Raw genomic sequence first — 23,800 nt, 5'->3', positions numbered from 1 at the left:
AATGATCGATCGCACCGACTTCTATGAGGCCAAACTGACCTACGAGACCGACTCCAGCGACGTCCATGCCGCAATCAAGGCCGGTGAGAACCTGGTGGTGATCGACGTCCGTTCGGACGAGGCATGGGCTCAGGGGCGCGTCGCCGGCGCCGTACACATGCGTTACAGCGAGATCGCCTCCCGTGCCCCGAGGGAGATCCCTGCGGACACCGATGTCGTGGTCTACTGCTGGAGCCCTGGGTGCAATGCGGGTGCGAAGGGTGCGCTCGAGTTCGCACGCCTCGGCTATCGGGTGCGCGAGATGATCGGCGGCTTCGAGTACTGGGTCAGGGAAGGGTACGCGGTGGAGGACGCCGATGGCGTGCATCATCGCCCGGTGGATCCGCTCACCGGAATCGCTCGGATCCGCACCCGCGCCTGAACACGGCTGTCGCTACACAGGAAGAAGGCCCCCGGACGGATCCGAGGGCCTTCTTTCGATACGCGGTATCAGCGGGCGAAGTTGCCGCGGTAGTACTCGTATACCCAACCGACGATCGCGACGACGAAGATCGCCAGCCCGATCGGGAGGAGGAAGTGGCCGACTGCCAGGCCCACCACGAAGACACCGGCTGATGCGGCCAGGACGATGGGCCACCACGACCACGGGCTGAACTCGCCGAGCTCCGGGTCACCGTCGTCGATGTCCGACGTCAGGATGTCCTCCGGCAGCTCGCCGCGCTGGGCCTTGTGGGTGCGGTCGAGGTAGAACGCGATCATCGCGGCCATGAAAGCGGCGAAGAACAGGGCGACCGTGCCGACCCACTCGACCCGCATGGCGAAGTCGTCGTTAGGCGTGGCGAGGATGTGCCAGCCGGTGTAGACGACTCCGACGAGGGCGAAGAACGCCGTCAGGATCCACCAGAGAATGACGTTGTCGCGCATGACTTAGTGGGCCTCTCGCTCGCCGGGAGCCGTCGTGGCGAACTCCGCAGCTTCCGGGTGATTCAGGTCGAACGCAGGACGCTCGCTGCGAATGCGCGGGATCGACGTGAAGTTGTGTCGCGGCGGCGGGCAGGACGTCGCCCACTCGAGCGATCCGCCGTAGCCCCACGGGTCGTTGACCGTGACCTTCGGAGCCTTGCGTGCCGTGATCCAGACGTTCAGGAAGAACGGCAGCATCGAGGCGCCGAGGATGATGGCACCGATCGTCGACACCTGGTTCTGCCAGGTCCAGCCGTCGGCCTCCGAGTAGTCGGCGTAACGACGCACCATGCCGTCGACACCCAGCCAGTGCTGGATGAGGAACGTCATGTGGAAGCCGATGAACAGCAGCCAGAAGTGCACGTAGCCGAGACGCTCGTTCAGCATGCGTCCTGTCCACTTGGGCCACCAGAAGTAGAAGCCGGCGAACATGGCGAACACCACGGTTCCGAACACCACGTAGTGGAAGTGGGCGACGACGAAGTACGAGTCGGAAAGGGCGAAGTCCAGCGGCGGAGCCGCGAGGATGACACCCGTCAGACCACCGAAGACGAACGAGACGAGGAAGCCGAGTGCGAAGACCATCGGCGTCTCGAAAGTCACCGAACCTCGCCAGAGCGTGCCGATCCAGTTGAAGATCTTCACACCCGTCGGCACAGCGATGAGCATGGTCATCAGAGCGAAGAACGGCAGCAGGACCGAGCCCGTCACGTACATGTGGTGAGCCCACACGGCGACGGACAGCGCCGCGATGGCGATCGTCGCGTAGACGAGGGTCTTGTATCCGAAGATCGGCTTGCGGCTGAACACCGGGAAGATCTCGGAGACGATGCCGAAGAACGGCAGCGCGATGATGTAGACCTCAGGGTGTCCGAAGAACCAGAACAGGTGCTGCCAGAGCAGGACTCCGCCGTTGGCCGGGTCGTAGATGTGCGCACCGAGGATACGGTCTGCAGCAGCAGCGAAGATGGCCGCGGCCAGCACCGGGAACGCCATCAGGATGAGCAGGCTCGTGATGAGCGTGTTCCACGAGAAGATCGGCATGCGCCACATGGTCATACCGGGCGCACGCATCGTGATGATCGTGGTGATGAAGTTGACGGCACCGAGGATGGTACCGAAACCGGAGATGCCGAGACCGACCATCCAGAGGTTTCCACCTGCGCCAGGCGAGAACGACGCTCCCGCCAGCGGCTGGTACGCGAACCATCCGAAGGAGGCCGCGCCCTGCGGGGTCAGGAAGCCGGCGACGGCGATCGTGGAGCCGAAGAGGAAGAGCCAGAAGGCGAAGGCGTTCAGACGCGGGAAGGCGACGTCAGGGGCACCGATCTGCAGCGGCAGGATGGCGTTGGCGAACCCGGCGAACAGCGGCGTCGCGAACATCAGCAGCATGATCGTGCCGTGCATCGTGAAGAGCTGGTTGTACTGCTCCTTCGTCGGGATGATCTGCATGCCCGGCGCGAACAGCTCTGCGCGGATGACGAGAGCCATCACACCGCCGAGGAGGAAGAACATCACCGACGCGATCAGGTACATGTACCCGATCGTCTTGTGGTCGGTGGAGGTGATCCACTTGACGACGATGTTGCCCTTCTGCTCGACGCGCGAGGAGCTCATGAGAGCGGCCTGGCGTGCGGGCAGAGTGCTGGGACGCGAGCGGGGGGACTCGTCGGTACGGGGAGCTTCTGTGGTCGACATGGCTTACTCCCCTCCTTCCTCGGTGTCGGTCTTCGGGGTGGTCCCCGGCAGGTTCGCGAGACGGTCGTACGCACCGGTGATGTCGCCGGTGTTGCCCTTCTCCTCGAGCGATGCCACGTAGGCGTCGTAGTCGCTCTGGGAGACCACCTTCACGTTGAAGAGCATCATGGAGTGGTACTCACCGCAGAGCTCGGCGCACTTGCCGGCGTACTCGCCCTCTCGAGTCGGGATGAACGACCAGGAGTTGTCCTTCCCGATGAACATGTCCTTCTTGTACAGGAAGTCGATGATCCAGAAGGAGTGGATGACGTCGCGCGACTGAAGGTTGATCGTGACCTTCTTGTCGACAGGCAGCACCAGGGTCGGCAGCTGTGCCTGGTCGATGTTGCCGTCCTTGTCGGGCTGCGCCTGGACGCCCATCGTCCAGACGGCGTCGGAGTTGTCCTCCTCCTCGCCGTCGTACTGGAAGTCCCAGGCCCACTGCTTCGCGATCGCGGTGATCTCGACGTCGGGGTCGTCCCACTTCGCCTCGATCTCGGACTGGTCGCGAGCCGTGAAGAAGAACATGCCCAGCACGAGGATGAGCGGCACGATCGTGTAGAAGATCTCGATCGGCATGTTGTAGCGCATCTGCACCGGGAGGCCGGTCTGGCCCTTGCGGCGGCGGTAGGCGATCGCAGCCCAGGCCATCAGGCCCCAGGTGATGATGCCGACCGCGAGGAGCACGATCCAGGAGTTGACCCAGAGCGACGAGACGCGCTCGGTCTGGTTGGTGGCTGCGGGACCACCCTCCACGAAGCCCGGAAGAAAGCCGTTCAGCTCGGTGGGAGAGCATCCCGCCAGGGCCAAGGCTGCCGCAACTCCCACAGGGAGGGCGGCCCAACGAAGGCTGCGTTTCGAGGGCACGATGCACCTTTCAGATCGCGAACAGAGCACACCCAAGTCTAGGGCAACCTCACACCTGATTCATGCCATCCACGCAGGTAGTGAAACCAGAACGGCCGCCGTCACCAGCGGTGACGGCGGCCGTGTGCACGGCGCGGGATCAGTGGAAGCTGTCGCCGCAGGCGCAGCTTCCCGCCGCGTTGGGGTTGTCGATCGTGAAGCCCTGCTCGGAGATCGTGTCCTTGAAGTCGATCGCCGCACCGTCGAGGTACGGGACGCTCATGTTGTCGATGATGACCTCCACGCCGTCGAAGTCGACGGTCTCGTCACCCTCGAGGTAGCGCTCGTCGAAGTACAGCTGGTAGATCAGGCCCGAGCATCCGCCCGGCTGCACGGCAACGCGCAGCCGCAGGTCGTCGCGGCCCTCCTGCTCCAGGAGGTTCTTCACCTTGGTGGCAGCAGCGTCGGTCAGGGTGACGCCGTGTGCGCGGGTGGTCTCTGGGGAGAGTGTGGTGTCGCTCATGTCGCTCCTTGTGACGGGCCGCGGGTGCACGGCTTCTCGGACGATTCTACCGCCGCTGATCTCAGACGGCTCCGCGTTCTTCGTCATTCATGCGGGCGAGCAGCAACGCCTCGGTCGCGACCGCATGGCGGAAGGTGTCGAGATGCAGCGACTCGTTGGGGCTGTGTGCGCGCGAGTGCGGGTCCTCGACACCGGTGACCAGGATCTGCGCGTCGGGGAACTCCCGCACGAGGTCCGCGATGAACGGGATCGAGCCGCCCACTCCGAGGTCTACGGGAGGCACCCCGTAGCCGTCGCGCATGGCGTCGCGGGTGAGGGCGACAGCCCAGCCGCTGGTGTCGACGAGGAAGCCGTCACCGAGGTCGATGTCGGAGAAGGTGAGGTCTGCTCCGAACGGCGCGTGCGCGCGGAGATGACTCTCGAGAGCGTCGTAGGCCTCCCTGCCGGTCTGGCCCGGTGCCACCCGCGCGCTGATGACCACCGTCACCTCGGGGAGCAGGGTGTTGGAGGCCGCCGCCACACTGGTGGCATCGATCCCGATGACCGTCACCGAGGGCTTGTTCCAGATCCGGCTGAGGATGGTGCCGCCGCCGATCGGCGTGGTGCCGGGCAGCAGACCCGCCTCGTCTCGCAGCGTCGCCTCGGTGTATTCAGGAGTGGGAGCGTCCCGCTCGGTCATGCCCTCGACCGCGACCGAACCGTCGGCGTTCCACAGTGTGGAGAGCAGTGTGACAGTCGCCATCATCGCATCGGGCACGGCGCCGCCGAACATGCCGGAGTGCGAAGCGTGGTCGAGGGTGCGCACACGCATCGTGAAGCGCGCATTGCCACGGAGCGAGACCGTGAGCCCCGGGGTCACGGAGTCCCAGTTACCGGAGTCCGCCACGACGATCGCGTCCGCGCGGAGAGCGTCCTTATTGTCGGAGAGGAACTGCGCGAACGAGCGGGAGCCGTACTCCTCCTCCCCCTCTATGAACATCGCGATGCCGAGGTCGAGATCGTCGCCCAGCACCTCGCTGACCGCGCGGATCGAGGCGATGTGCGACATGATGCCGGCCTTGTCGTCCGCCGCCCCACGGCCGTAGAGACGCCCGTCACGCACCGTCGGCTCGAACGGCGGAGTCTCCCACAGGGCATCATCCCCCGGAGGCTGCACGTCGTGGTGGGCGTAGAGCAGGATCGTCGGCTTGCCGTTGCGCGCGGCACGCGTGGCGAGCACAGCCGGCTGTCCCTGCTCGTCTGTCCCGGGGATCGCGGCGCGGAGCACGCGCACCTCGTCGAACACACCGGTGCCGGATGCCAGCGCGGCGACAGCCTCTGCGCTGCGTTCCAGCTGCGTCTGATCGAACGCCGGCCAGGCCATGCCGGGGATGCGCACCAGGTGGCCGAGATCCGACAGCGCAGAGGGGATCCCGGTCGCCACCGCCTCGAGGACGGCGGCGTCGGACTCACGGTGAGGAACAGGAGAGGTCATGCGAGTAATCTTAAGGTGATCCCCCACCGGCGAACCGAGGAACTCCGTGTCCACTACCCCTACCTCCCCTTCCACGAACGACGACGCACCCGAGACGACCTCCGTCGGCAAGGGGCGCGCGACGCCGAGCCGTGCGGAGCAGGAGGCAGCTCGTCGCCGGCCCCTCGTCGCCAACACCAAAGAGGCGAAGGCGGCGGCCAAGGCGGAGCTCAATGAGCGCCGTGCCCGCGCGCAGGCAGGCTTGGCCGCCGGTGAGGAGAAGTACCTCCCGGTTCGCGACAAGGGCCCGCAGCGCCGCTGGGTCCGCGACTACGTGGACGCGGGGTGGCACCCGGCCGAGTTCGTGATGGGTGTGATGGTGCTGGTCATCCTCGCCTCGCTGGTGCCGGCGAACACGGCCATCTCCTTCTACGCCTACATCGTGATGATGGGCTACCTCGTGATCGCGATCGGCGGCATGATCCTGCTCGGCATGCGGGTCAAGCGCAAGGCGGCGGCGAAGTTCGGCAAGGACCGACTCGAGCGCGGCCTCGGCTGGTACGCCGCGATGCGCGCGCTGCAGATGCGCTTCATGCGTCTGCCGAAGCCGCAGGTCAAGCGCGGCCAGTACCCCGCCTGAGCAGTCCCCTGTTGATCTCGCGACCCCAGAACGGGCCGCGGTAGAGGAACGCCGTATAGCCCTGCACGAGCGTCGCACCTGCGTCGATGCGCTCCTGCACGTCCGAAGCGGTCTCCACTCCCCCGACCGCGATGACGCAGAAATCTGCGGGAACCGCGTCGCGCACGACGCGCAGCACTTCGAGGGACCGCTTCTTCAGCGGCGCCCCGGAGAGCCCACCCGCTCCCGCGGCCTCGACGGTCGCCGCATCCGTACGCAGCCCGGCTCGACTGATCGTCGTGTTGTGGGCGATGATCCCCGCCAGCCCCTCGGCGACGGCCAACCGAGCGATCGCCGCGATCTCATCATCCGGGAGGTCAGGCGCGATCTTCACGAGAAGTGGCGTGCTGCCGGAGGCTTCCCTGACCGCGCGAAGAAGCGGCGCGAGCGTCTCGACAGCCTGCAGGCCGCGCAGCCCCGGCGTGTTCGGTGACGACACGTTGACGGCCAGATAGTCGGCGAGCGGAGCGAGGCGCGTCGCCGAAGCCACATAGTCGGCGGTCGCGTCTTCGACGTCGACGACACGGCTCTTGCCGATGTTGACGCCGATGATCGTGTCGGGCGCGCCACGCCGCAGGCGCGCGAGTCGACGAGCGGCGGCATCCGCTCCCGCGTTGTTGAAGCCCATCCGATTGATCACGGCCCGGTCTTCGACGAGACGGAACAGCCGCGGCTTGGGGTTTCCCTCCTGAGGGATCGCCGTCACGGTGCCCACTTCCACGTGCCCGAACCCCAGCGCGGCGAGTCCCCGCACGCCCACCGCGTTCTTGTCGAACCCCGCAGCGACACCGAACGGCGAGGGGAAGGTGAGACCGAGGGCTTCGACCTGAAGCGACGGATCCGGTCGAGTGAGAGCCCGCGTCGCCCAGGAGAACGGAGGCGCCCCGAGCACACGGATCACCGCCATGCCGGCGTGGTGGGCGAACTCGGGGTCGAAGCGCGACAGGACAGCGCGAAAGAGCAGCGGATACATCCCTGCCAGATTACCGCTCCGCGGACTCCCGCTTCGTGTGGTCGGCGCGCAGGTCGGTGATGGCGGACTCGAAGTCCTCGAGCGAATCGAACGCCTGATAGACGCTGGCGAACCGCAGGAACGCGACCTCGTCAAGCTCGCGCAACGGTCCCAGGATGGCCAGACCGATCTCGTTCGTGTCGAGCTGCGAGACGCCGGTCTGCCGCACGGCCTCTTCCACGCGTTGAGCGAGCACCGCGAGGTCTCCCTCGGTGACCGGACGTCCCTGGCACGCCTTGCGCACGCCCGTGATGACCTTCTCCCGACTGAACGGCTCCATCACCCCGGAACGCTTGATGACGTTGAGGCTCGCCGTCTCCGTCGTGGTGAACCTGCCACCGCACTCCGGGCACTGTCGACGACGCCTGATCGAGAGTCCGTCGTCGCTGGTGCGTGAATCGATGACGCGGGAATCGGGGTGTCGACAGAAGGGGCAGTGCATCTGACCGATCCTACGCGGTGAAACGCGCCTCGATCGCTTCGCCGTGGGCAGGAAGCACCTCGGTTTCGGCCAGGGCGACGACTCCAGCCCGCACAGCCGCCAGGGCAGCTCTGTCGTAGGAGATCACCTGCTGCGGGCGAAGGAAGGTGTACGAGCCGAGACCCGGGGCATAGCGCGCCTGCCCTCCAGTCGGCAGGACGTGATTGCTGCCTGCCATGTAGTCCCCGAGGCTGACGGGGGTCTGGTCGCCGACGAACACGGCCCCGGCGCTGGTGAAGGCCGCGGCAGCCTGCTCGGCGTCGACGAGGTGGAGTTCGAGGTGCTCCGGTGCGTAGGCGTTGCTGAAGGCGGTGGCCATGTCGCGATCGTCGACGAGGACGATCGCGGACTGCGGCCCCGACAGCGCGGCCGCGACACGTTCGCTGTGGCGCGTGCCGGCGGCGATGCGTTCCACTTCGGCGGCCACCTTCTCGGCCAGATCCGCCGCGTCAGTCACGAGCACCGCCGATGCCTGCTCGTCGTGCTCCGCCTGGCTGACGAGGTCTGCGGCGATGAGCCGAGGATCCGCGTGGGCGTCGGCGACGACGAGGATCTCCGTGGCCCCGGCTTCCGAGTCCGTTCCGACGACGCCGGCGACGGCGCGCTTGGCGGAAGCGACGTAATTGTTCCCCGGACCCGAGACGACGTCGACAGGGTCGAGGTCGAGCGACGACACTCCGTGGGCCAGCGCGCCGATCGCGCCGGCGCCACCCATCGCGTACACCTCGGTCACCCCCAGCAACGCGGCCGCCGCGAGGATCGTCGGGTGGATTCGTCCGCCCTGGTCCGACTGCGGCGGCGATGCCAGGGCGATCTCCTGGACACCGGCGACCTGTGCCGGCACGACGTTCATGATCACGCTCGACGGATACACGGCTTTGCCGCCGGGGATGTAGACCCCCACGCGGTGCACCGGCTGCCAGCGCTGCGTGATGACGGCCCCTTCCCCGATGTGCGTCACCTGCGTCGCGGGAACCTGGGCTGCCGACGCGAGGCGCACGCGACGGATCGCCTCCTCGAGCGCACTCCGCACCTCCGGCGCGAGCTCTTCCAACGCCGTGATGAGGTGATCGGCGGGCACGCGCACTGCGTGTTCCGTGACTCCGTCGAATCGTTCGGCCTGCTCCCGAAGAGCCGCCTCACCGCGCTCGCGCACGTCGTCGACGATGCGCGCTGCGGTGTCCAGCGCTTCGGCTCTGGCCTGCGTTGCCCTGGGGACGGCGGCGAGCATGCCCGCGGGCGAGAGCTCGCGCCCTCGCAGATCGATCGTGCGCATTGTCAACCCTTCGTGATGTCGGAGATGTCGTGGAGGTAGCCGATCCGTCCGTCGTCATGTCGGACGACGAACGCACCCCCACGGTCCTCGATCACGAGAGCCCACGCGCTCGGGCCGATGCGGAAGAGCGGCTCTCCACGCTCGTCGTGGACGTCGCGCTCGGACGGCGCGAGGATCCAGAACGGCTGGGCTGCGGGCGCCGTCGCTCGGGGATTCGTCGTCTCGAGGTCGGCGTCCGTGACGCCCTCCAGGATCAGCGGCTCCGGCTCTTCCTCGGCCGTGCTCGTCTCATACGTCGCCGCTGTCTCGAGCAGCGACTCGATGCTCCCGGTATCCGAGACGATCTCCGGCTCCTGGTTGCGGGAGCGACGTGAGTACGAGGGAACGTAGTCCTCGTCGGACTCCTCCGGCGTGGTGCCGATCCCGCCACCGGACGCGTGTGCCGTGAGCGGCACCTGCTCGGCGAGGTCGAAGCGAGCGATCTCGTCCGTGGCCTGGTGGCCCGACAGCTCGACATCGCGGTCGATGACGAGAGGAAGAGCCGAGCTGTCGACGATGACGTCGGTCTGCGTCTCGGACTCCTCAGACACCTCGAGCTCGTCGGAGGTCGCAGGTACGCGCGACGGCTCTTCGACCGTGTCGGTGATCGCGGGCTCGGGACGCGGCCGCGCGATCACGGGACGAACGGGGTTCGCATTGCGGTGTGCGAGCGTCACGAGACGCCCGTGGAAGTCTTCCTTGAGACCCGGGATGATCGGGGCGAACACCGTGAGGACGACGAGCGCCACAGAGGTGATGGCCAGGGCGACTCCGTTCCACGGAAGGGTCCAGACGCCACCGGAGACGAGCGCGGAGATCGCGAGCCACAGGCTGCCGATCCAGACCACGGCGGACACGGAGAACGCGACAGAGGCGAACTGATCGATGCCGAGTGAGCCGACCCGGCGGATGCCGTCGGGCGAGAATCGGCGGAGCACCAGAAGGAACACGGCGACGGTGGGCAGCGCGATCGGAAGCACCCACTGGATTCCGACGCCCCAGAGCGAGAGGTCGCCGATGAGCGGGAAGAACGAGAACACGAACGAAAGCAGCCACACGCCCACGATCAGCAGCTCGCGCAGCGTGAACCCGAGGATTCCGAACTCCGGCGTGACCTCTTCGTCGTAGAGGACACCGTCGTCGTCGCTGAAGACCTCGTCCTCAGGATCCGTTTCGGGGAGATCCGTGCTCATGCGTGGTCCTTTCGTCACGGGGCTCGACGGGTGGTTTCGTCGTGCTGCCGACGGCTCACGATCCTACCCCGCTCACCCCAGACAGGTGGGCCCGAGCAGCGACTTGAGGTCACCGAACAGATCCGCGGACACCTTGACGGGCATCGGCACCTCGAAGACCTTCGCCGTGCCGCCCCGGTGCACGCGGAGCACCACCTCGGTGTCTCCGTTGTGGCGCCGGAGCACCTCCGCGAGTTCCATCATCACCCGCTCGGTCGCCCGCTGCTCGGCGAGGACGAGTGCCAGCGGACCGGCCGCGTCGAAAGAGCCCACGTCGGGAGCGAACGCCGACTGCGCGTGCAGGTTGAGCCCGTCGTCGCGCCTGGACACGCGCCCGCGCACGGCGAGGATCGCGTCCTGCTGCAGCGTGTGCTGGAACTCGGTGTACGTCTTTCCCATGAACATCACGGTGACCTCACCATTGAAGTCCTCTACGGTGATCATGCCGTACGGGTTTCCGCTCGCCTTGGCCACGCGGTGCTGCACGCTGGTCACGAGTCCGGCCACCGTCACCTGGTCGCCGTCCTGCAGGTCTTCGGAGTTGTTCAGATCGTTGATCGAGATCGACGCATGCTTCGCGAGCGGTACCTCGAGTCCGGCGAGAGGGTGGTCTGACACGTAGAGCCCGAGCATCTCCCGCTCGAACGCGAGCTTGTCCTTCTTGACCCACTCGGGTCTGGCCGGGACCTTGGCCGGCGCGACCTCTTCGGTCCCGTCGTACAGGCTGTCGAAGTCGAAGCCGATCGCCCCCTGGGCCTCGTTCCGCTTGCGGTCGACCGCCGCCTCGACCGCGTCTTCGTGCACCTCGTACAGCGCGCGACGGGTGTCTCCCATGGAGTCGAACGCGCCCGCCTTGATCAGGGACTCGACGGTGCGCTTGTTCGAGACGTGCAGAGGAACCTTCTCGAGGAAGTGATGGAACGAAGTGAAGCGCTCGTCCTTGCGGGCCTTGACGATGCCCTCGACGACGTTGCTGCCGACGTTGCGCACGGCTCCGAGGCCGAAGCGGATGTCGTCGCCCACGGCGGCGAAGAAGTTGATCGAGTCGGAGACGTCGGGCGGGAGCACCTTGATGCCCATCCGACGGCACTCGTTCAGGTACAGCGCCATCTTGTCCTTGGAGTCGCCGACGCTGGTGAGCAGCGCCGCCATGTACTCGGCGGGATAGTGCGCCTTGAGGTATGCGGTCCAGTACGACACCAGGCCGTACGCGGCGGAGTGCGCTTTGTTGAACGCGTAGTCCGAGAAGGGCAGCAGGATGTCCCACAGGGCCTTGATCGCCGCCTCGCCGAAGCCGCGTTCCTTCATACCGCCGGCGAAACCCTCGTACTGCTTGTCCAGCTCGGACTTCTTCTTCTTGCCCATGGCACGACGGAGGATGTCTGCCTGTCCGAGGCTGAAGCCGGCGACCGCCTGAGCGATGGCCATGACCTGCTCCTGGTAGATGATGAGCCCGTAGGACTCCTGCAGGATCTCGGCGAGAGGCGCTTCCAGTTCGGGATGGATCGGAGTGATCTCCTGCAGGCCGTTCTTGCGCAGGGCGTAGTTCGTGTGCGAGTTGGCGCCCATGGGCCCCGGACGATACAGGGCGATGAGTGCCGAGATGTCGCCGAAGTTGTCGGGCTTCATCAGCCGCATCAAGGAACGCAGGGGCGGGCTGTCGAGCTGGAACACACCGAGGGTGTCTCCGCGGGCGAGCAGCTGATAAACGCCCGGGTCGTCGAGGCCGAGGTGCTCGAGGTCGAGTTCCTCACCTCGGTTGGTGCGGATGTTGTCGAGCGCGTCGGAGATGATCGTGAGGTTGCGGAGCCCCAGGAAGTCCATCTTGATCAGACCGAGCGACTCGCACGACGGGTAGTCGAACTGCGTGACGATCTGGCCGTCCTGCTCACGGCGCATGATCGGGATGATGTCGAGCAACGGGTCGGACGACATGATCACACCGGCGGCGTGCACGCCCCACTGACGCTTCAAGCCCTCGAGACCCAGCGCACGGTCGAAGACGGTCTTCGCCTCCGGATCGGTCTCGATCAAGGTGCGGAACTCGCTCGCCTCCTTGTACCGCGGGTGCGCCGAGTCGAACATGCCGTCGAGGGGCATGTCCTTGCCCATCACGGGCGGGGGCATCGCCTTGGTGAGACGCTCTCCCATGCTGAACGGGAACCCGAGCACGCGCCCGGCGTCCTTCAGCGCCTGCTTGGACTTGATGGTGCCGTACGTGACGATCTGCGCGACGCGCTCGGAGCCGTACTTCTCGGTCACGTAGTCGATGACCTCGCCACGGCGCCGGTCATCGAAGTCGACGTCGAAGTCGGGCATCGATACACGGTCGGGGTTGAGGAATCGCTCGAAGATCAGTCCGTGCTCGAGCGGATCGAGGTCGGTGATCCTCATCGCGTACGCGACCATCGATCCGGCACCGGAGCCACGGCCGGGACCGACCCGGATGCCGTTGTCCTTCGCCCAGTTGATGAAGTCGGCGACGACCAGGAAGTACCCGGGGAACCCCATCTGCAGGATGATGCCGGTCTCGTACTCGGCCTGCTTGCGCACCTTGTCGGGGATGCCACCCGGGTAGCGGTAGTGGAGCCCCGCCTCGACCTCTTTGATGAGCCAGCTGTCCTCGGTCTCGCCGTCCGGCACCGGGAATCGCGGCATGTAGTTCGCGGAGGTGTTGAACTCCACCTCGCACCGCTCGGCGATCAGCAGCGTATTGTCGCATGCTTCCGGGTGGTCTCGGAAGAGCTGCCGCATCTCGGCCGCTGTCTTGATGTAGTAGCCGTCGCCGTCGAACTTGAACCGGTTGGGGTCGTCCATCGTCGACCCAGACTGCACGCACAGGAGAGCCTCGTGTGCGTCGGCCTCGTGCTGGTGCGTGTAGTGCGAGTCGTTGGTGGCGACCAGGGGGATGTTCAGGTCCTTCGACAGACGGAGCAGGTCGGTCATGACACGCCGCTCGATCGACAGGCCGTGGTCCATGATCTCGGCGAAGTAGTTCTCCTTGCCGAAGATGTCCTGGAACTCGGCCGCCGCCGCGCGTGCCGCGTCGTACTGTCCGAGTCGCAGACGTGTCTGGATCTCCCCCGAAGGGCAGCCTGTCGTGGCGATGAGTCCCTTGCCGTAGGTCTGGAGCAGCTCGCGGTCCATACGCGGCTTGAAGTAGTACCCCTCCATGCTCGATCTCGAGCTGATGCGGAAGAGGTTGTGCATGCCCTCGGTGCTCTGGCTCCACATCGTCATGTGGGTGTACGCGCCGGAACCCGAGACGTCATCGCTCTTCTGGTCGGGCGAGCCCCACTGCACGCGAGTCTTGTCGCTGCGGTGGGTACCGGGGGTCATGTACGCCTCGAGCCCGATGATGGGCTTGATGCCGGCGTTTCGTGCGGCGTTGTAGAACTCGAAGGCCGCGAAGGTGTTGCCGTGATCGGTGACGGCGATCGCGGGCATGCCGTATTCGGCAGCCGCCTGGGTCATCGCATTGATCTTCGCCGCACCGTCGAGCATCGAGTATTCGCTGTGCACGTGCAGGTGGACGAAAGAGTCGGATGCCATGCCTTCGAGTCTACGGCGGGGCCCCGACACCGGAGGTCGGTGGCGGGGCCCCGTCGAGACTCGTCACGGCAAGGTATCGACCACACTCGTCTCGAAGGTCATCCGGACATCCGGCACGTCACTCGGGATCACCCCTTCGCCGACCGAACTTGTGTCGGTGATCTCGGTCACGAGCCCCGTCGCCATCTCGATCGTCACCGTGTAGCGCCTCAGCGATGTCTCCGCAGTCTCGGACGAGCCGAGCTGCGAGTCGAACGTGACCACCCGTTCGCCGTTGAGTTCGGCACCCACCGTCGACCCGGGAAGCAAGCTGAGTGCGCGGTACATCGACGCCCGCAGCTCCGGGTCCCCGACGTTGTGCGAGAGCAGTCCGATGATAAGCCACCCGACCTTTCCATCGGCCCAGCCCTGCTCGTCCGGGCCCAGGTAGTCGCGGATCCAGCCGATCATGGCGTCGGGGTCACGTGGCATCGACTCGAAGAACCACAGGACGTCTTCGACGCCGCCCTCGGACAACCGGGGGGCGGCCGAGGCGAACAACGAGACGGCCGGCCCGTAGCCCTGCATCGCCGCACTCTGCTCCGCATGCCCCTGCGTCTGATCGCCGTAGACGCTGCCTGCGACCGGAGCGCCCCACTCTCCGTACCACTGCGAACGCAGATCTGCAGGCGAGTAGTCGGCGCCACTGCGACTGATCACCCAGCCACTCGACGCCGCAGCTCGCGAGACACTGTAGCCAGGTTGCCCGGCTGTATCGAGATCGGCGTCGAACACGCCCAACGACTCCGTCGTCCAAGCACGGCGCTGATACTGCCCGGGAGCAAGCTGGGGCGGCGCGAATCCCGCCGCGGAGTTCGCAGCTCCCAGCAGCGCCTCAGGCCCTGTCATCGGAGTGGCTGTGGGGGTCGGCACCCGGCTCGGCACGAGCTCGGGACCAGGCGCACGTGTCGGCACCGCTTCCACCGTCGGTGCGGGGGCTGGCGCGGCGATGCCGCTCATCACGAGCACCCCGGTGGTGACCGCAGCCACCGCGCCGAGCGAGGCTGCGGCTATCAGCCACGACCTTCGCGCTCCTCGAGCACGTGCCGGCCTGCGCTCACCTTCGATCGCGGTCAGGAGAACGGCTCGCGCGGCCGCGATGTTCTCCTCAGCGCCGTCGATGTCGGGCCTGGTCTGCTGGGCCTTCTCAAACATGTCCAAGGGTCTCCCCCTTCTGCTGCTGCTCGAATGCCTGGATCCTTCGGGTGGAGTCCAGCCGTGTGCGGACCCTGTTCAGGCGCGATCGCACCGTTCCCACCGGTACGGCGAGTGCGACGGCGATCTCCTCGTATGTCAGCCCCTGCCACGCGTAGAGCAGGAGCGTCTCCCTGTCCTTTGGGGCGAGTGCCGCGATCCGCGTTTTCAAGGATCGGACTTCGCGCTCGGCGTCGACCCGCGACATCGCGTCGTCCAGACCTCCGAGCGACGAATGATCCTGCTGAGAGACGGACGCTGCGAAAGACCTCCAGTGTTTCGCTTCCACCGCACGATGGCGGCGGATCAGGCGCGAGGCTATGCCGAGGAGCCACGGCGCCGCCGACTCGACGTCCGTGTCGAAATCCGCTCGGCGGCGGAATGCGACGAGGAATGTCTCGCTCAGGACGTCTTCCGCCGCGTGCCGGCCGATGCGATACGTGGCGAAGGCGTTGACGGCGCGCGCGTGTCTGTCGAAGAGCTCGGCGAACACCGCCGGATGCTGAAGAGATCGCTGGATGATCTCGCTGTCTGTGGTCACGCTATGTATTGGCCGTGCGCCGCAGAGCGGTTCACGGTTTCTTCGACGACGTCGACGATGCTCCGAGTTCGAGCCGCATCACGACTCGGGGGAACCCGTCCAGCACGGAACGGGTGTCGGCGGCCCTCTCGAACCCCGCGCTCTCGAACAGCGACCGAGTGCCGACGTATGCCATCGTCAAGTTCACCTTCTCGTCGCCGTTGTCGACGGGGTACCCCTCGATCGCCGGGGCTCCGCGCTCCCTCGCGTAGGCGACTGCGCCCTCGACGAGTGCATGCGTGATCCCCTGCTTCCGGTACCCAGGGCGAACCCGGAAGCACCACAGCGACCAGACGTCGAGGTCGTCGACGTGCGGGATCAGCCGGTTTCGGGCGAAGCTCGTCTCCCGACGCGGCTGGAGGGCCGCCCATCCGACCGGTTTCCCGTCCAGGTACGCGATCACTCCGGGAGGAGGATCTTGATGGCAGAGTTCGCGCACGCGATCGGCACGGGCCTGACCCCTCAGCGCAACATTCTCCTTGTTTCCGATGCGATAGCTCAGGCAGAAGCACACGTTCGATGTCGGCTTCCTCGGCCCGACGAGTGTGGCGACGTCGTCGAAATCGGTCGCGGGACGAACCTCGATGGTCATGCGCCCAGTGTCGCGCACCTCACGGACACATGTCCGGCGAGACACGGGGATCATTCACCGCGCAGCACATCCAGAGCGTGCTCGAAATCCGCGGGATAGGGAGACTCGAACTGCACCCAGTCACCCGTCGTCGGGTGCGCGAAGGCGAGCTGATGCGCATGCAGCCACTGGCGGGTGAGCCCCAGCCGCGCCGACAGCGTCGGGTCGGCGCCGTACAGGGGGTCGCCGACGCACGGGTGCCGGTGCGCAGCCATGTGCACGCGGATCTGATGCGTGCGGCCGGTCTCGAGGTGGATCTCGAGCAGCGATGCGCCGGGAAAAGCCTCGAGGGTCTCGTAGTGCGTGACGGACGGCTTCCCATCCGGGACGACGGCGAACTTCCAGGAGTGATTGGGGTGGCGCCCGATCGGAGCGTCGATCGTGCCGGCGAGCGGGTCCGGGTGCCCTTGGACGACGGCGTGATAGATCTTCTCGACCGTACGGTCCTTGAACGCCTGCTTCAGCACCGTGTAGGCGTGCTCCGATTTCGCCACGACCATCAGGCCGCTCGTGCCCACGTCCAGCCGGTGCACCACGCCCTGGCGCTCCGGCGCTCCGCTGGTCGAGACACGGAAGCCCGCCGCGGCGAGGGCACCGACAACGGTGGGCCCCTCCCAGCCGAGGGAAGGATGAGCGGCGACGCCCGTCGGCTTGTCGACGACGACGATGTCGTCATCGTCGTAGACGATGCCGAGCTCCGGCACCGCGATCGGGACGATCTTCGGCGCCTCCTTCGGCTGCCATTCGATGTCGAGCCAGCCGCCTCCTCGCAAGCGATCGGACTTGTCGAGCGTGACGCCGTCGAGACGCACTCCCCCGGCGGCGGCGACGTCAGCAGCGAAGGTGCGGGAGAAACCCATCAGCTTCGCCAGGGCAGCATCGACACGCGAGCCGTCGAGACCGTCGGGTACAGGCAGTGACCGCGACTCCACGGTCAACGTCCCTCCGCTGCGGGTGCCGCGCCCTCCGAAGGCGTGTCGTCATCGACCTTTCGCAGGGGCGCCGCGTCGGCTGCGTCGACCATGTCGTCATCGGTGTCGGTCGCCTCGACCGCCGCTGCAGCCTCGGCCTCGGCCTCGGTCTGCACGAGCTGGTGATCGCGTTCCCGCGTCCCGTCGAAGCGCAGGCCGACCACGACGAGCAGCGCCACGGAGATCATCCCCGTCACGATGAAGACGTCCGCGACGTTGAAGATCGCCGGCATCATCCACGGCATCGAGATCATGTCGACGACATGTCCCATAGGGAAGCCGGGCTCGCGGAAAAGACGGTCGCTGAGATTGCCGAGCACTCCGCCGAGAAGGCAACCGAGAACGACAGCCCACAGCCGGGACTTCAGACCGAATGCCTTCCAGACGATCACGCCTGCCACGACCGCGAGGGCGATGGTGAAGATCCACGTGACTTCGGACCCGAGCGAGAAAGCAGCTCCGGGATTGCGCACGTAATACAGCTGAAGGAACTCGCCGAGCACGGGGACCGGCTCCTGATAGGGCAGGTTCTCGATGGTGAGGTACTTCACAAACTGATCGGCGGCCAGCACGAGCGCTGCGAGAATCGCAACGATCGCGCCGGCCGCCGACCGAGGAAGGGGACGGCGTCCTGACAAGAGGGCGCCTTACAGACCGATCGCGGAGACAGGGGTCGAGTCCGTGGAGGTCGACTTCTCGTCGAGCTCGCGGAGCTGGCCCTCGATGTAGCCGCGCAGCTGCGAGCGGTAGTCGCGCTCGAAGTTGCGGAGCTCGGTGATCCGAGCCTCAAGCGTGTTGCGCTCGCGCTCGAGACGTGCGGTCTCTTCGCGCTGCTTGGCCTCGGCCTCGGTGCGGATGCGAGCCACCTCGGTCTCAGCCTCGGAGATGAGCTGGTTGCGCTTGGCCTCGCCCTCGGCCACGTGCTCGTCGTGCAGACGCTGCGCGAGCTCGATGATGCCGGCGGTGGCGGTCGCGGATCCGGTCGGAGCCGGCTCTGCCGGAGCCTCGGCGACAGGACCTGCGGCGGGGGCCTCGGCAGCGGGAGCGGCGGCCTCAGGGGCAGCACCGGACTCGTACGCGGCCAGCTTGGCCTTCAGCTCGACGTTCTCCTCGAGAGCCTTGCGCCACTCGATGACGATCTCGTCGAGGAAGTCGTCCACCTCGTCCGGGTCGAAGCCGTCCTTGAAGCGGACGTGCTGGAACTGCTTGGTGACGACGTCATCCGGGGTAAGTGCCATGGGTGGCTCCTCTTTCGATGAGTTCGATTGCCAGTATCGATGTATGGCGTGGTCGTGATGTGGCGCGAACCCGGGGCGCGCACCTGGGTGCCAGCATAGCCCCCGCGCATCGGTGCCGCGATGTCACGACACTCAGAGAGCGGGAACTCACCGGAGCCGGAACACGGGACACGCCGGTGATTCAGCGGACGAACAGTCGGACGATGTTCATCAGAATCAGGACGATCAGCAGTGTGAGTGCGAACCCGAAGTCGAGCGACAGCGAGCCGATCCGCAGCGGCGGGATGATCCGTCGGAAGAACCGGATGGGGGGATCGGTGAGCGTGTAGACCGCCTCGGCGGCGACGAGGCCGAAGCCCTTGGGCCTCCATTCCCGATTGAACATCGGGATGTAGTCCAGGATCAGCCGCGCGAAGAGCACGATGACGTACAGGAGGAGCACCAGATGAACGATGCTCGCGAGGACCGAGACCAGCTGCACGGGCTACGACTGGTCGAAGCTCGCAGACTCGGCGTCTGCGTGTGCGATGCCCCCGTGACCCGAGACCGCGATGTTCTCCGGCGACAGCAGGAACACCTTCGAGGTCACGCGCTCGATCCGGCCGTAGAGGCCGAGCGAGAGCCCACTCGCGAAGTCGATGAGGCGACGCGCATCGGCATCGCTCATCTGCGAGAGGTTGATGATGACCGGGACACCCTCGCGGAAGCTCTCCGCGATCAACTGGGCGTCACGGTACTGCTTCGGGTGGACGGTGAGGATCTCGTTCACGGCTCCTGCAGACGGCTGGCGGACGGCGACGGGGCGGCGAAGCGGCGTGACGGGGGCCGGTGCCGGCTCCTCGCGGTCACGATCGCGTTCGCGGTGAGCGCGGGCGGGCGCCTGCGCTTCTTCTTCGTAGACCTCTTCCTCGTCGGCGAGGCCGAGATACACCATGGTCTTCTTCAGTGGGTTACCCATCGTGTCCTCCGGTTCGAACGTGTCGGGCTGGTCTGTTCACAGGTTAACCCCGGTCAGGCCGGGGGCCGGTGATTGCGGAACCGATCCGCAGGTGTGTCGCGCCGGCGGCGATCGCCTCGACGAAGTCCCCCGTCATCCCGGCAGAGATCCACGATGCCGAAGGGTCGATCGCACGGACGCTCTCCGCGATGCCGTGCAATCGTGCGAAGGCGGAGGCAGGCTCCTCGTCGAGCGGCGCCACCGCCATCACGCCGCGCAGGCGCAACGACGGCAGCGAGAGGACGTGCTCCGCGAGAGCGACCGCCTGCGCCGGCGCCGCTCCCCCGCGGCCGGGATCGTCGGTGAGGTTGATCTGCACCAGCACATCGAGCTGATCGTCATCATCGGCCGCGCGGTGCAGGGCGTCGGCGAAGCGGTCGCGATCGACCGAATGCACGACTGACGCGCTCCGTCGGATCGCACTCGCCTTGTTGGTCTGGCCCTGGCCGATGAAATGCCATCGCAGATCCAGCTCGGTGAGCTCGCTCTCCTTCGCCGACAGCTCCTGCTGACGGTTCTCGCCGACGTCGCGCACTCCGAGCTCGTGCAGATCACGCACCAGCGACGCCGGATGGAACTTCGTCACCACGATCCTGGTGATCTCGTCGTGATTGCGTCCCACGGCTTGCGCGGCTGCGGCGATCCTGTCATCGATCGCCGACAGCCGCGTAGCCAGAGGTGCGAGCCCAGGGCCGTCGACCGGAGAGGTCACTTCAGGAATTCAGGGATGTCGATGTCGTCGTCCGCGAAAGCCGGCTCGATGCTGGTGGTCGGAACGCGCTGCTGGATCGGCTCGGGCTTGACCGGCTCAGGCTTGTTGTCCGTCTCCTCGTCGAGCGCCACCTCGGGGAGCGGAGTCGTCGAGGGCCGGGAGACGACCATCGGGTCCAGCCGCAGCGAGGGCTCACCGCCGTCGAAGCCTGCTGCGATCACGGTCACGCGCACCTCGTCGCCGAGCGTGTCGTCGATGACGGTACCGAAGATGATGTTTGCCTCGGGGTGAGCGGCTTCCTTGACGAGGTCTGCCGCGTCATGGATCTCGAAGATACCGAGGTTGGAACCACCCTGGATCGACAGCAGAACGCCGTGCGCACCCTCGATGCTCGCTTCGAGGAGCGGGGACTCCACAGCCAGCTCTGCGGCCTTGATCGCGCGATCTGCACCGCGAGCGGAGCCGATGCCCATGAGCGCGGAGCCTGCTCCCTGCATCACGGACTTGACGTCGGCGAAGTCGAGGTTGATGAGACCGGGGGTCGTGATGAGATCCGTGATGCCCTGCACACCGGCGAGGAGTACCTGGTCGGCCGTGGCGAACGCCTCGATCATCGAGATACCGCGGTCGCTGATCTCGAGGAGACGGTCGTTCGGCACCACGATGAGGGTGTCGACCTCTTCCTTGAGCTTGGAGACGCCGGCCTCGGCCTGGCTCTGGCGACGGCGACCCTCGAAGGAGAACGGTTTGGTCACGACACCGATGGTGAGGGCGCCGATGGACTTCGCGATGCGTGCCACGACGGGCGCCCCGCCGGTTCCGGTACCGCCACCCTCTCCCGCCGTCACGAAGACCATGTCGGCCCCGGTCAGCGCCTGCTCGATCTCCTCGGCGTGGTCCTCGGCGGCACGACGCCCCACCTCGGGATCGGCACCTGCACCAAGACCGCGGGTGAGTTCACGACCGACGTCGAGCTTGACGTCGGCGTCGCTCATGAGCAGCGCCTGCGCATCGGTGTTCACGGCGATGAACTCGACTCCGCGGAGGCCGAGATCGATCATGCGGTTCACGGCGTTGACGCCGCCACCGCCGACGCCGACGACCTTGATCACGGCGAGGTAGTTCTGGTTCTGGCTCATGGCCGGCCTCCGATTATTCGAGCCTGGAAGTGGGTGAACCTTAAACCTCAACTAGAGGTGTAAAGTATTTCCCGGTATTGCGTTCTCTTTGATCGAAGGTAAGCGCCGCCCGGCCGTGCACGCGCGAAGACACGGGCGTGTCGCCCCATTCCCGACGAAAGCGCTCAGCCGACGACGGCGACTTCGGGAGACGTCACGTCGATCGAGCCCGCCGCCGGATTCGCCGCCATCGCCTTCGAGAGCACGACGGCCTTCAGCGCCGACTCCTCCGCACTCCCCCAGACCACCGTCAACCCGCCGTTGAGAGTGAGGGTCACGTCGTCCGCCGTCGTCGCGCGGACACCGATCAGAGCGGCGCGGACGTCCGCGGGAAGGGTGCGCACGACGAGGCCAGCGCTCCGGAACGCCGCCGATCCGACACCCCCGACGACGTCGAGCACCGGCTGCCCTGCCGGCTGATCGGAGGTGGTCGAAAGGACCACGCCGGCGGCGTCCACCAGTGTGTAACCGGCGTCGGAGCGGAGCACGCCGACGGGAGTGCGCTCGACTATCCGCACGGTGAGGTCATGCGGCGGGCGCGCTTCGAGGGCGTAGGTCTCGATGAGAGGGAAGCCCAGCAACGCGGCCTTCACCTTGCTGGAGTCGACCAGTGCGAGTGGAGTGCCGAGCTGATCCCCCAGTGCCGCCTCGATCGCGGCGGGATCGAGACTCGTGGCACCTTCGACGGTGATCTTCTGCACGGCGAACAGCGGACTGTACGCTGCGGCGACGCTGCCCCCGACCAGCAGCAGTGCGGCGCCGATGCTGCTCAACCAGACGATCCTCCGCCGCCGCGACCTCTGCGTGAAACGCCGGATCTCCGCACGAAGAGCCTTCCGACGCGCACGTGCCGCGCGCCAGACATCCATCGTCGACGTCTGCTGCGGGTCGCCGACCGAGGTGCTGTCCGGCTCCTCGCCGGGTGCCGGGTCAGGAGTCGACGGAGTGTCCTGACCGGCTCCGGGATCGCGTCGCCGCCGACGGGACCTCTCCTCCGGCGCGGCGTCCTTCTCGTCCGGAGACTCCGGGCTGGTCGGAAGCGGTGCGGGCCGGCGCATCGGCTACTCCTCGTCGGTCCGGCGCAGAGAGTCCAGGACCTGCGGGATGATCTGGTAGACGTTGCCGCACCCGAGCGTGACGACGAAGTCGCCGTCTCGCGCGACCGAGGCGGTGTAGTCGGCGGCCTGCTGCCAGTCTGCGACATAGTGGACGCGCGACGGGTCACGGAACGCACCGCTGACGAGCTCGCCCGTGACACCGGGCACGGGGTCTTCTCTGGCCCCGTAGACGTCGAGCATCACGGTGTGGTCGGCGAACTGCTCCAGGACGTCGGCGAACTCCTGGTACATGTGCTGCGTGCGCGAGTAGGTGTGAGGCTGCTGGATCGCGATGATCCGACCGGACCCGGCGATGCTGCGCATGGCTTCGAGCGCTGCTCGCACCTCCGTGGGGTGGTGCGAGTAGTCGTCGTACACGGTGACCCCACGCTCGACGCCGTGCTGCTCGAGGCGACGCACCGTACCGGCGAAGCCCTCCACCGCACGAACGGCGTCGGCGAGCGGATAGCCGAGGGCGCGGAGAACGGCGACGGCGCCGGCCGCATTGATCGCGTTGTGGATGCCGGGGACGGCGAGCTGCATCCGGGCGCGCTCGTCGCCGTGCGTCAGCGTGGCGGCGACCGGCCCCGCAGCCACGATGTCGGTGACGCGCACATCCGCGCCGTCTGCCTGCCCGAAGGTGAGCACGTTCGGGTGCGACAGGCCCGCACCGACGCGCAGTGCGCCGGCGTCGTCGCTCGAGATCACCACGGCCTCGGTCGCGGCGTCCGCGAACTGCACGAACGCCTGATGGAAGGCTTCGTCGGAGCCGTAGTGGTCGAGGTGGTCGGGGTCGACATTCGTGATGAGCGCCACAGCCGTGTCGTACAGGAGGAAGGTGCCATCGGACTCGTCTGCCTCGATGACGAAGAGGTCGCCGCTCCCGGTGGCGCTGGACACGCCGAGCTGCTCGATCACGCCGCCGTTGACGAAGTGCGGGTCGGCGTCGAGGTCGCGCAACGCCGTGACGATCATGCCCGTCGAGGTGGTCTTGCCGTGCGCACCCGCCACCGAGACGAGGCGCCGCGTGCCGATCAGCCAGTGCAGAGCCTGGGACCGGTGGATGACGTGGAGGCCCCGCTCCTTGGCGGTGACGAACTCGGGGTTCTCCGGCCAGATGGCGCCGGTGTGCACGACCGTGTCGGCATCACCGAGGTGGGCGGCATCATGACCGACGTGGACCGTCGCCCCCGCGGCGGCCAGCGCCCGCAGGTTGTCGCTGTCTGCGCGGTCGCTGCCGGACACGCGGATGCCCGCGTCGAGGAACATCTTGGCGAGTCCGCTCATCCCGGATCCACCGATGCCGATGAAGTGCGCGGAGGTGATCGTCTCGGGAATGGGGAGGGAGAGGTCGGGTCTGATCATGTCCG

Annotated in this window: 24 protein-coding genes; 2 read left to right on the top strand and 22 right to left on the bottom strand. The window is 66.8% G+C overall.

Annotated features, from left to right (window positions below; all coding sequences use genetic code 11):
- The first annotated feature begins 1 nt into the window (after position 1).
- Positions 2-421 carry a rhodanese-like domain-containing protein gene (locus tag HDC31_RS17680; protein ID WP_113680222.1) on the top strand — a complete coding sequence of 140 codons (420 nt, stop codon included), beginning with the start codon at positions 2-4 and terminating at the stop codon, positions 419-421.
- Positions 422-489: 68 nt separating this feature from the next.
- Here the strand turns inward: HDC31_RS17680 and HDC31_RS17675 are convergent, their stop codons facing one another.
- The 5 genes from HDC31_RS17675 to HDC31_RS17655 form a co-directional block, all read right to left on the bottom strand.
- Positions 490-924 carry a cytochrome c oxidase subunit 4 gene (locus HDC31_RS17675; RefSeq protein ID WP_046749300.1) on the bottom strand — a complete coding sequence of 145 codons (435 nt, stop codon included), beginning with the start codon at positions 922-924 and terminating at the stop codon, positions 490-492.
- A 3-nt stretch (positions 925-927) separates the two neighbouring features.
- The gene (gene ctaD / locus HDC31_RS17670; protein ID WP_171011008.1) at positions 928-2,661 is read right to left on the bottom strand and encodes a cytochrome c oxidase subunit I; all 1,734 of its coding nucleotides are present in this window, start codon (positions 2,659-2,661) and stop codon (positions 928-930) included.
- Between the two features lie 3 nt (positions 2,662-2,664).
- Entirely contained in the window at positions 2,665-3,567 is a 903-nt protein-coding gene (gene coxB / locus HDC31_RS17665; RefSeq protein ID WP_046749301.1) for a cytochrome c oxidase subunit II, read from the bottom strand.
- A 139-nt stretch (positions 3,568-3,706) separates the two neighbouring features.
- Positions 3,707-4,069 carry an iron-sulfur cluster insertion protein ErpA gene (erpA, locus tag HDC31_RS17660; protein WP_017830247.1) on the bottom strand — a complete coding sequence of 121 codons (363 nt, stop codon included), beginning with the start codon at positions 4,067-4,069 and terminating at the stop codon, positions 3,707-3,709.
- A 61-nt stretch (positions 4,070-4,130) separates the two neighbouring features.
- Positions 4,131-5,543, bottom strand: a complete 1,413-nt coding sequence (locus HDC31_RS17655; protein ID WP_113680223.1) for a dipeptidase — start codon at positions 5,541-5,543, stop codon at positions 4,131-4,133.
- Positions 5,544-5,589: 46 nt separating this feature from the next.
- On the opposite strand from HDC31_RS17655, the gene HDC31_RS17650 reads away from it, so the two are divergent.
- Positions 5,590-6,162 (top strand): DUF3043 domain-containing protein, encoded by a 573-nt coding sequence (locus HDC31_RS17650; protein ID WP_113680224.1) that lies wholly within the window; start codon positions 5,590-5,592, stop codon positions 6,160-6,162.
- Here HDC31_RS17650 and HDC31_RS17645 read toward each other — a convergent pair.
- The 17 genes from HDC31_RS17645 to murC all read right to left on the bottom strand — a co-directional run bounded on the left by HDC31_RS17645 (position 6,137) and on the right by murC (position 23,795).
- A complete protein-coding gene (locus HDC31_RS17645) occupies positions 6,137-7,174 on the bottom strand; it encodes a quinone-dependent dihydroorotate dehydrogenase (protein ID WP_113680225.1) in 1,038 nt (345 codons plus the stop codon). The genes HDC31_RS17650 and HDC31_RS17645 overlap by 26 nt on opposite strands.
- Positions 7,175-7,184: 10 nt before the next feature.
- On the bottom strand, positions 7,185-7,655 hold the full coding sequence (gene nrdR, locus HDC31_RS17640; protein WP_046749305.1) for a transcriptional regulator NrdR: 471 nt from the start codon (positions 7,653-7,655) through the stop codon (positions 7,185-7,187).
- Positions 7,656-7,665: 10 nt separating this feature from the next.
- Positions 7,666-8,970: a histidinol dehydrogenase gene (gene hisD, locus HDC31_RS17635; protein WP_113680226.1), complete on the bottom strand. Its 1,305-nt coding sequence runs from the start codon at positions 8,968-8,970 to the stop codon at positions 7,666-7,668.
- 2 nt (positions 8,971-8,972) lie between these two features.
- Positions 8,973-10,202: a hypothetical protein gene (locus HDC31_RS17630; protein WP_113680227.1), complete on the bottom strand. Its 1,230-nt coding sequence runs from the start codon at positions 10,200-10,202 to the stop codon at positions 8,973-8,975.
- 72 nt (positions 10,203-10,274) lie between these two features.
- A complete protein-coding gene (gene dnaE, locus HDC31_RS17625; RefSeq protein WP_058632806.1) occupies positions 10,275-13,793 on the bottom strand; it encodes a DNA polymerase III subunit alpha in 3,519 nt (1,172 codons plus the stop codon).
- A gap of 63 nt (positions 13,794-13,856) precedes the next feature.
- The gene (locus tag HDC31_RS17620) at positions 13,857-14,987 is read right to left on the bottom strand and encodes a hypothetical protein (protein WP_058632805.1); all 1,131 of its coding nucleotides are present in this window, start codon (positions 14,985-14,987) and stop codon (positions 13,857-13,859) included.
- A complete protein-coding gene (locus HDC31_RS17615; protein WP_113680228.1) occupies positions 14,980-15,567 on the bottom strand; it encodes an RNA polymerase sigma factor in 588 nt (195 codons plus the stop codon). The genes HDC31_RS17620 and HDC31_RS17615 overlap by 8 nt, the downstream gene beginning before the upstream one ends.
- Before the next feature lie 31 nt (positions 15,568-15,598).
- On the bottom strand, positions 15,599-16,198 hold the full coding sequence (locus tag HDC31_RS17610) for a GNAT family N-acetyltransferase (RefSeq protein WP_113680244.1): 600 nt from the start codon (positions 16,196-16,198) through the stop codon (positions 15,599-15,601).
- A gap of 50 nt (positions 16,199-16,248) precedes the next feature.
- Positions 16,249-17,169 (bottom strand): RluA family pseudouridine synthase, encoded by a 921-nt coding sequence (locus HDC31_RS17605; protein WP_046749314.1) that lies wholly within the window; start codon positions 17,167-17,169, stop codon positions 16,249-16,251.
- Between the two features lie 2 nt (positions 17,170-17,171).
- Positions 17,172-17,846, bottom strand: a complete 675-nt coding sequence (gene lspA / locus HDC31_RS17600) for a signal peptidase II (protein WP_082682713.1) — start codon at positions 17,844-17,846, stop codon at positions 17,172-17,174.
- A 9-nt stretch (positions 17,847-17,855) separates the two neighbouring features.
- Entirely contained in the window at positions 17,856-18,446 is a 591-nt protein-coding gene (locus tag HDC31_RS17595) for a DivIVA domain-containing protein (protein WP_113680229.1), read from the bottom strand.
- 181 nt (positions 18,447-18,627) lie between these two features.
- Positions 18,628-18,927, bottom strand: coding sequence for a YggT family protein (locus HDC31_RS17590; protein WP_046749317.1), 300 nt, complete (start codon positions 18,925-18,927; stop codon positions 18,628-18,630).
- Positions 18,928-18,930: 3 nt separating this feature from the next.
- Positions 18,931-19,404 (bottom strand): cell division protein SepF, encoded by a 474-nt coding sequence (locus HDC31_RS17585; RefSeq protein ID WP_046749318.1) that lies wholly within the window; start codon positions 19,402-19,404, stop codon positions 18,931-18,933.
- Between the two features lie 43 nt (positions 19,405-19,447).
- Positions 19,448-20,155 (bottom strand): YggS family pyridoxal phosphate-dependent enzyme, encoded by a 708-nt coding sequence (locus HDC31_RS17580; protein WP_082738595.1) that lies wholly within the window; start codon positions 20,153-20,155, stop codon positions 19,448-19,450.
- Positions 20,152-21,294 (bottom strand): cell division protein FtsZ, encoded by a 1,143-nt coding sequence (ftsZ, locus tag HDC31_RS17575; RefSeq protein ID WP_046749319.1) that lies wholly within the window; start codon positions 21,292-21,294, stop codon positions 20,152-20,154. Before ftsZ ends, HDC31_RS17580 begins: the two co-directional genes overlap by 4 nt.
- A gap of 164 nt (positions 21,295-21,458) precedes the next feature.
- Positions 21,459-22,391 (bottom strand): FtsQ-type POTRA domain-containing protein, encoded by a 933-nt coding sequence (locus HDC31_RS17570; RefSeq protein WP_113680230.1) that lies wholly within the window; start codon positions 22,389-22,391, stop codon positions 21,459-21,461.
- 3 nt (positions 22,392-22,394) lie between these two features.
- Positions 22,395-23,795, bottom strand: coding sequence for a UDP-N-acetylmuramate--L-alanine ligase (gene murC / locus HDC31_RS17565; RefSeq protein WP_113680231.1), 1,401 nt, complete (start codon positions 23,793-23,795; stop codon positions 22,395-22,397).
- Positions 23,796-23,800: the final 5 nt, after the last annotated feature.

Source organism: Microbacterium sp. JAI119, assembly GCF_013410135.1.
Lineage (GTDB): Bacteria > Actinomycetota > Actinomycetes > Actinomycetales > Microbacteriaceae > Microbacterium > Microbacterium oxydans.
Note: the sequence above shows the minus strand (reverse complement) of the source record. Positions and strands in the feature narration are given on the sequence as shown.

Bases quoted from the DNA above. Each gene is read 5' to 3' on its own strand.
- HDC31_RS17680 (WP_113680222.1), top strand. From the start codon at position 2: ATGATCGATCGCACCGACTTCTATGAGGCCAAACTGACCTACGAGACC.
- HDC31_RS17675 (WP_046749300.1), bottom strand. From the start codon at position 924: ATGCGCGACAACGTCATTCTCTGGTGGATCCTGACGGCGTTCTTCGCC.
- ctaD (WP_171011008.1), bottom strand. From the start codon at position 2,661: ATGTCGACCACAGAAGCTCCCCGTACCGACGAGTCCCCCCGCTCGCGT.
- erpA (WP_017830247.1), bottom strand. From the start codon at position 4,069: ATGAGCGACACCACACTCTCCCCAGAGACCACCCGCGCACACGGCGTC.
- HDC31_RS17655 (WP_113680223.1), bottom strand. From the start codon at position 5,543: ATGACCTCTCCTGTTCCTCACCGTGAGTCCGACGCCGCCGTCCTCGAG.
- HDC31_RS17645 (WP_113680225.1), bottom strand. From the start codon at position 7,174: ATGTATCCGCTGCTCTTTCGCGCTGTCCTGTCGCGCTTCGACCCCGAG.
- nrdR (WP_046749305.1), bottom strand. From the start codon at position 7,655: ATGCACTGCCCCTTCTGTCGACACCCCGATTCCCGCGTCATCGATTCA.
- hisD (WP_113680226.1), bottom strand. From the start codon at position 8,970: ATGCGCACGATCGATCTGCGAGGGCGCGAGCTCTCGCCCGCGGGCATG.
- HDC31_RS17630 (WP_113680227.1), bottom strand. From the start codon at position 10,202: ATGAGCACGGATCTCCCCGAAACGGATCCTGAGGACGAGGTCTTCAGC.
- dnaE (WP_058632806.1), bottom strand. From the start codon at position 13,793: ATGGCATCCGACTCTTTCGTCCACCTGCACGTGCACAGCGAATACTCG.
- HDC31_RS17620 (WP_058632805.1), bottom strand. From the start codon at position 14,987: ATGTTTGAGAAGGCCCAGCAGACCAGGCCCGACATCGACGGCGCTGAG.
- HDC31_RS17610 (WP_113680244.1), bottom strand. From the start codon at position 16,198: ATGACCATCGAGGTTCGTCCCGCGACCGATTTCGACGACGTCGCCACA.
- HDC31_RS17595 (WP_113680229.1), bottom strand. From the start codon at position 18,446: ATGGCACTTACCCCGGATGACGTCGTCACCAAGCAGTTCCAGCACGTC.
- HDC31_RS17585 (WP_046749318.1), bottom strand. From the start codon at position 19,404: ATGGGTAACCCACTGAAGAAGACCATGGTGTATCTCGGCCTCGCCGAC.
- ftsZ (WP_046749319.1), bottom strand. From the start codon at position 21,294: ATGAGCCAGAACCAGAACTACCTCGCCGTGATCAAGGTCGTCGGCGTC.
- HDC31_RS17570 (WP_113680230.1), bottom strand. From the start codon at position 22,391: ATGCGCCGGCCCGCACCGCTTCCGACCAGCCCGGAGTCTCCGGACGAG.
- murC (WP_113680231.1), bottom strand. From the start codon at position 23,795: ATGATCAGACCCGACCTCTCCCTCCCCATTCCCGAGACGATCACCTCC.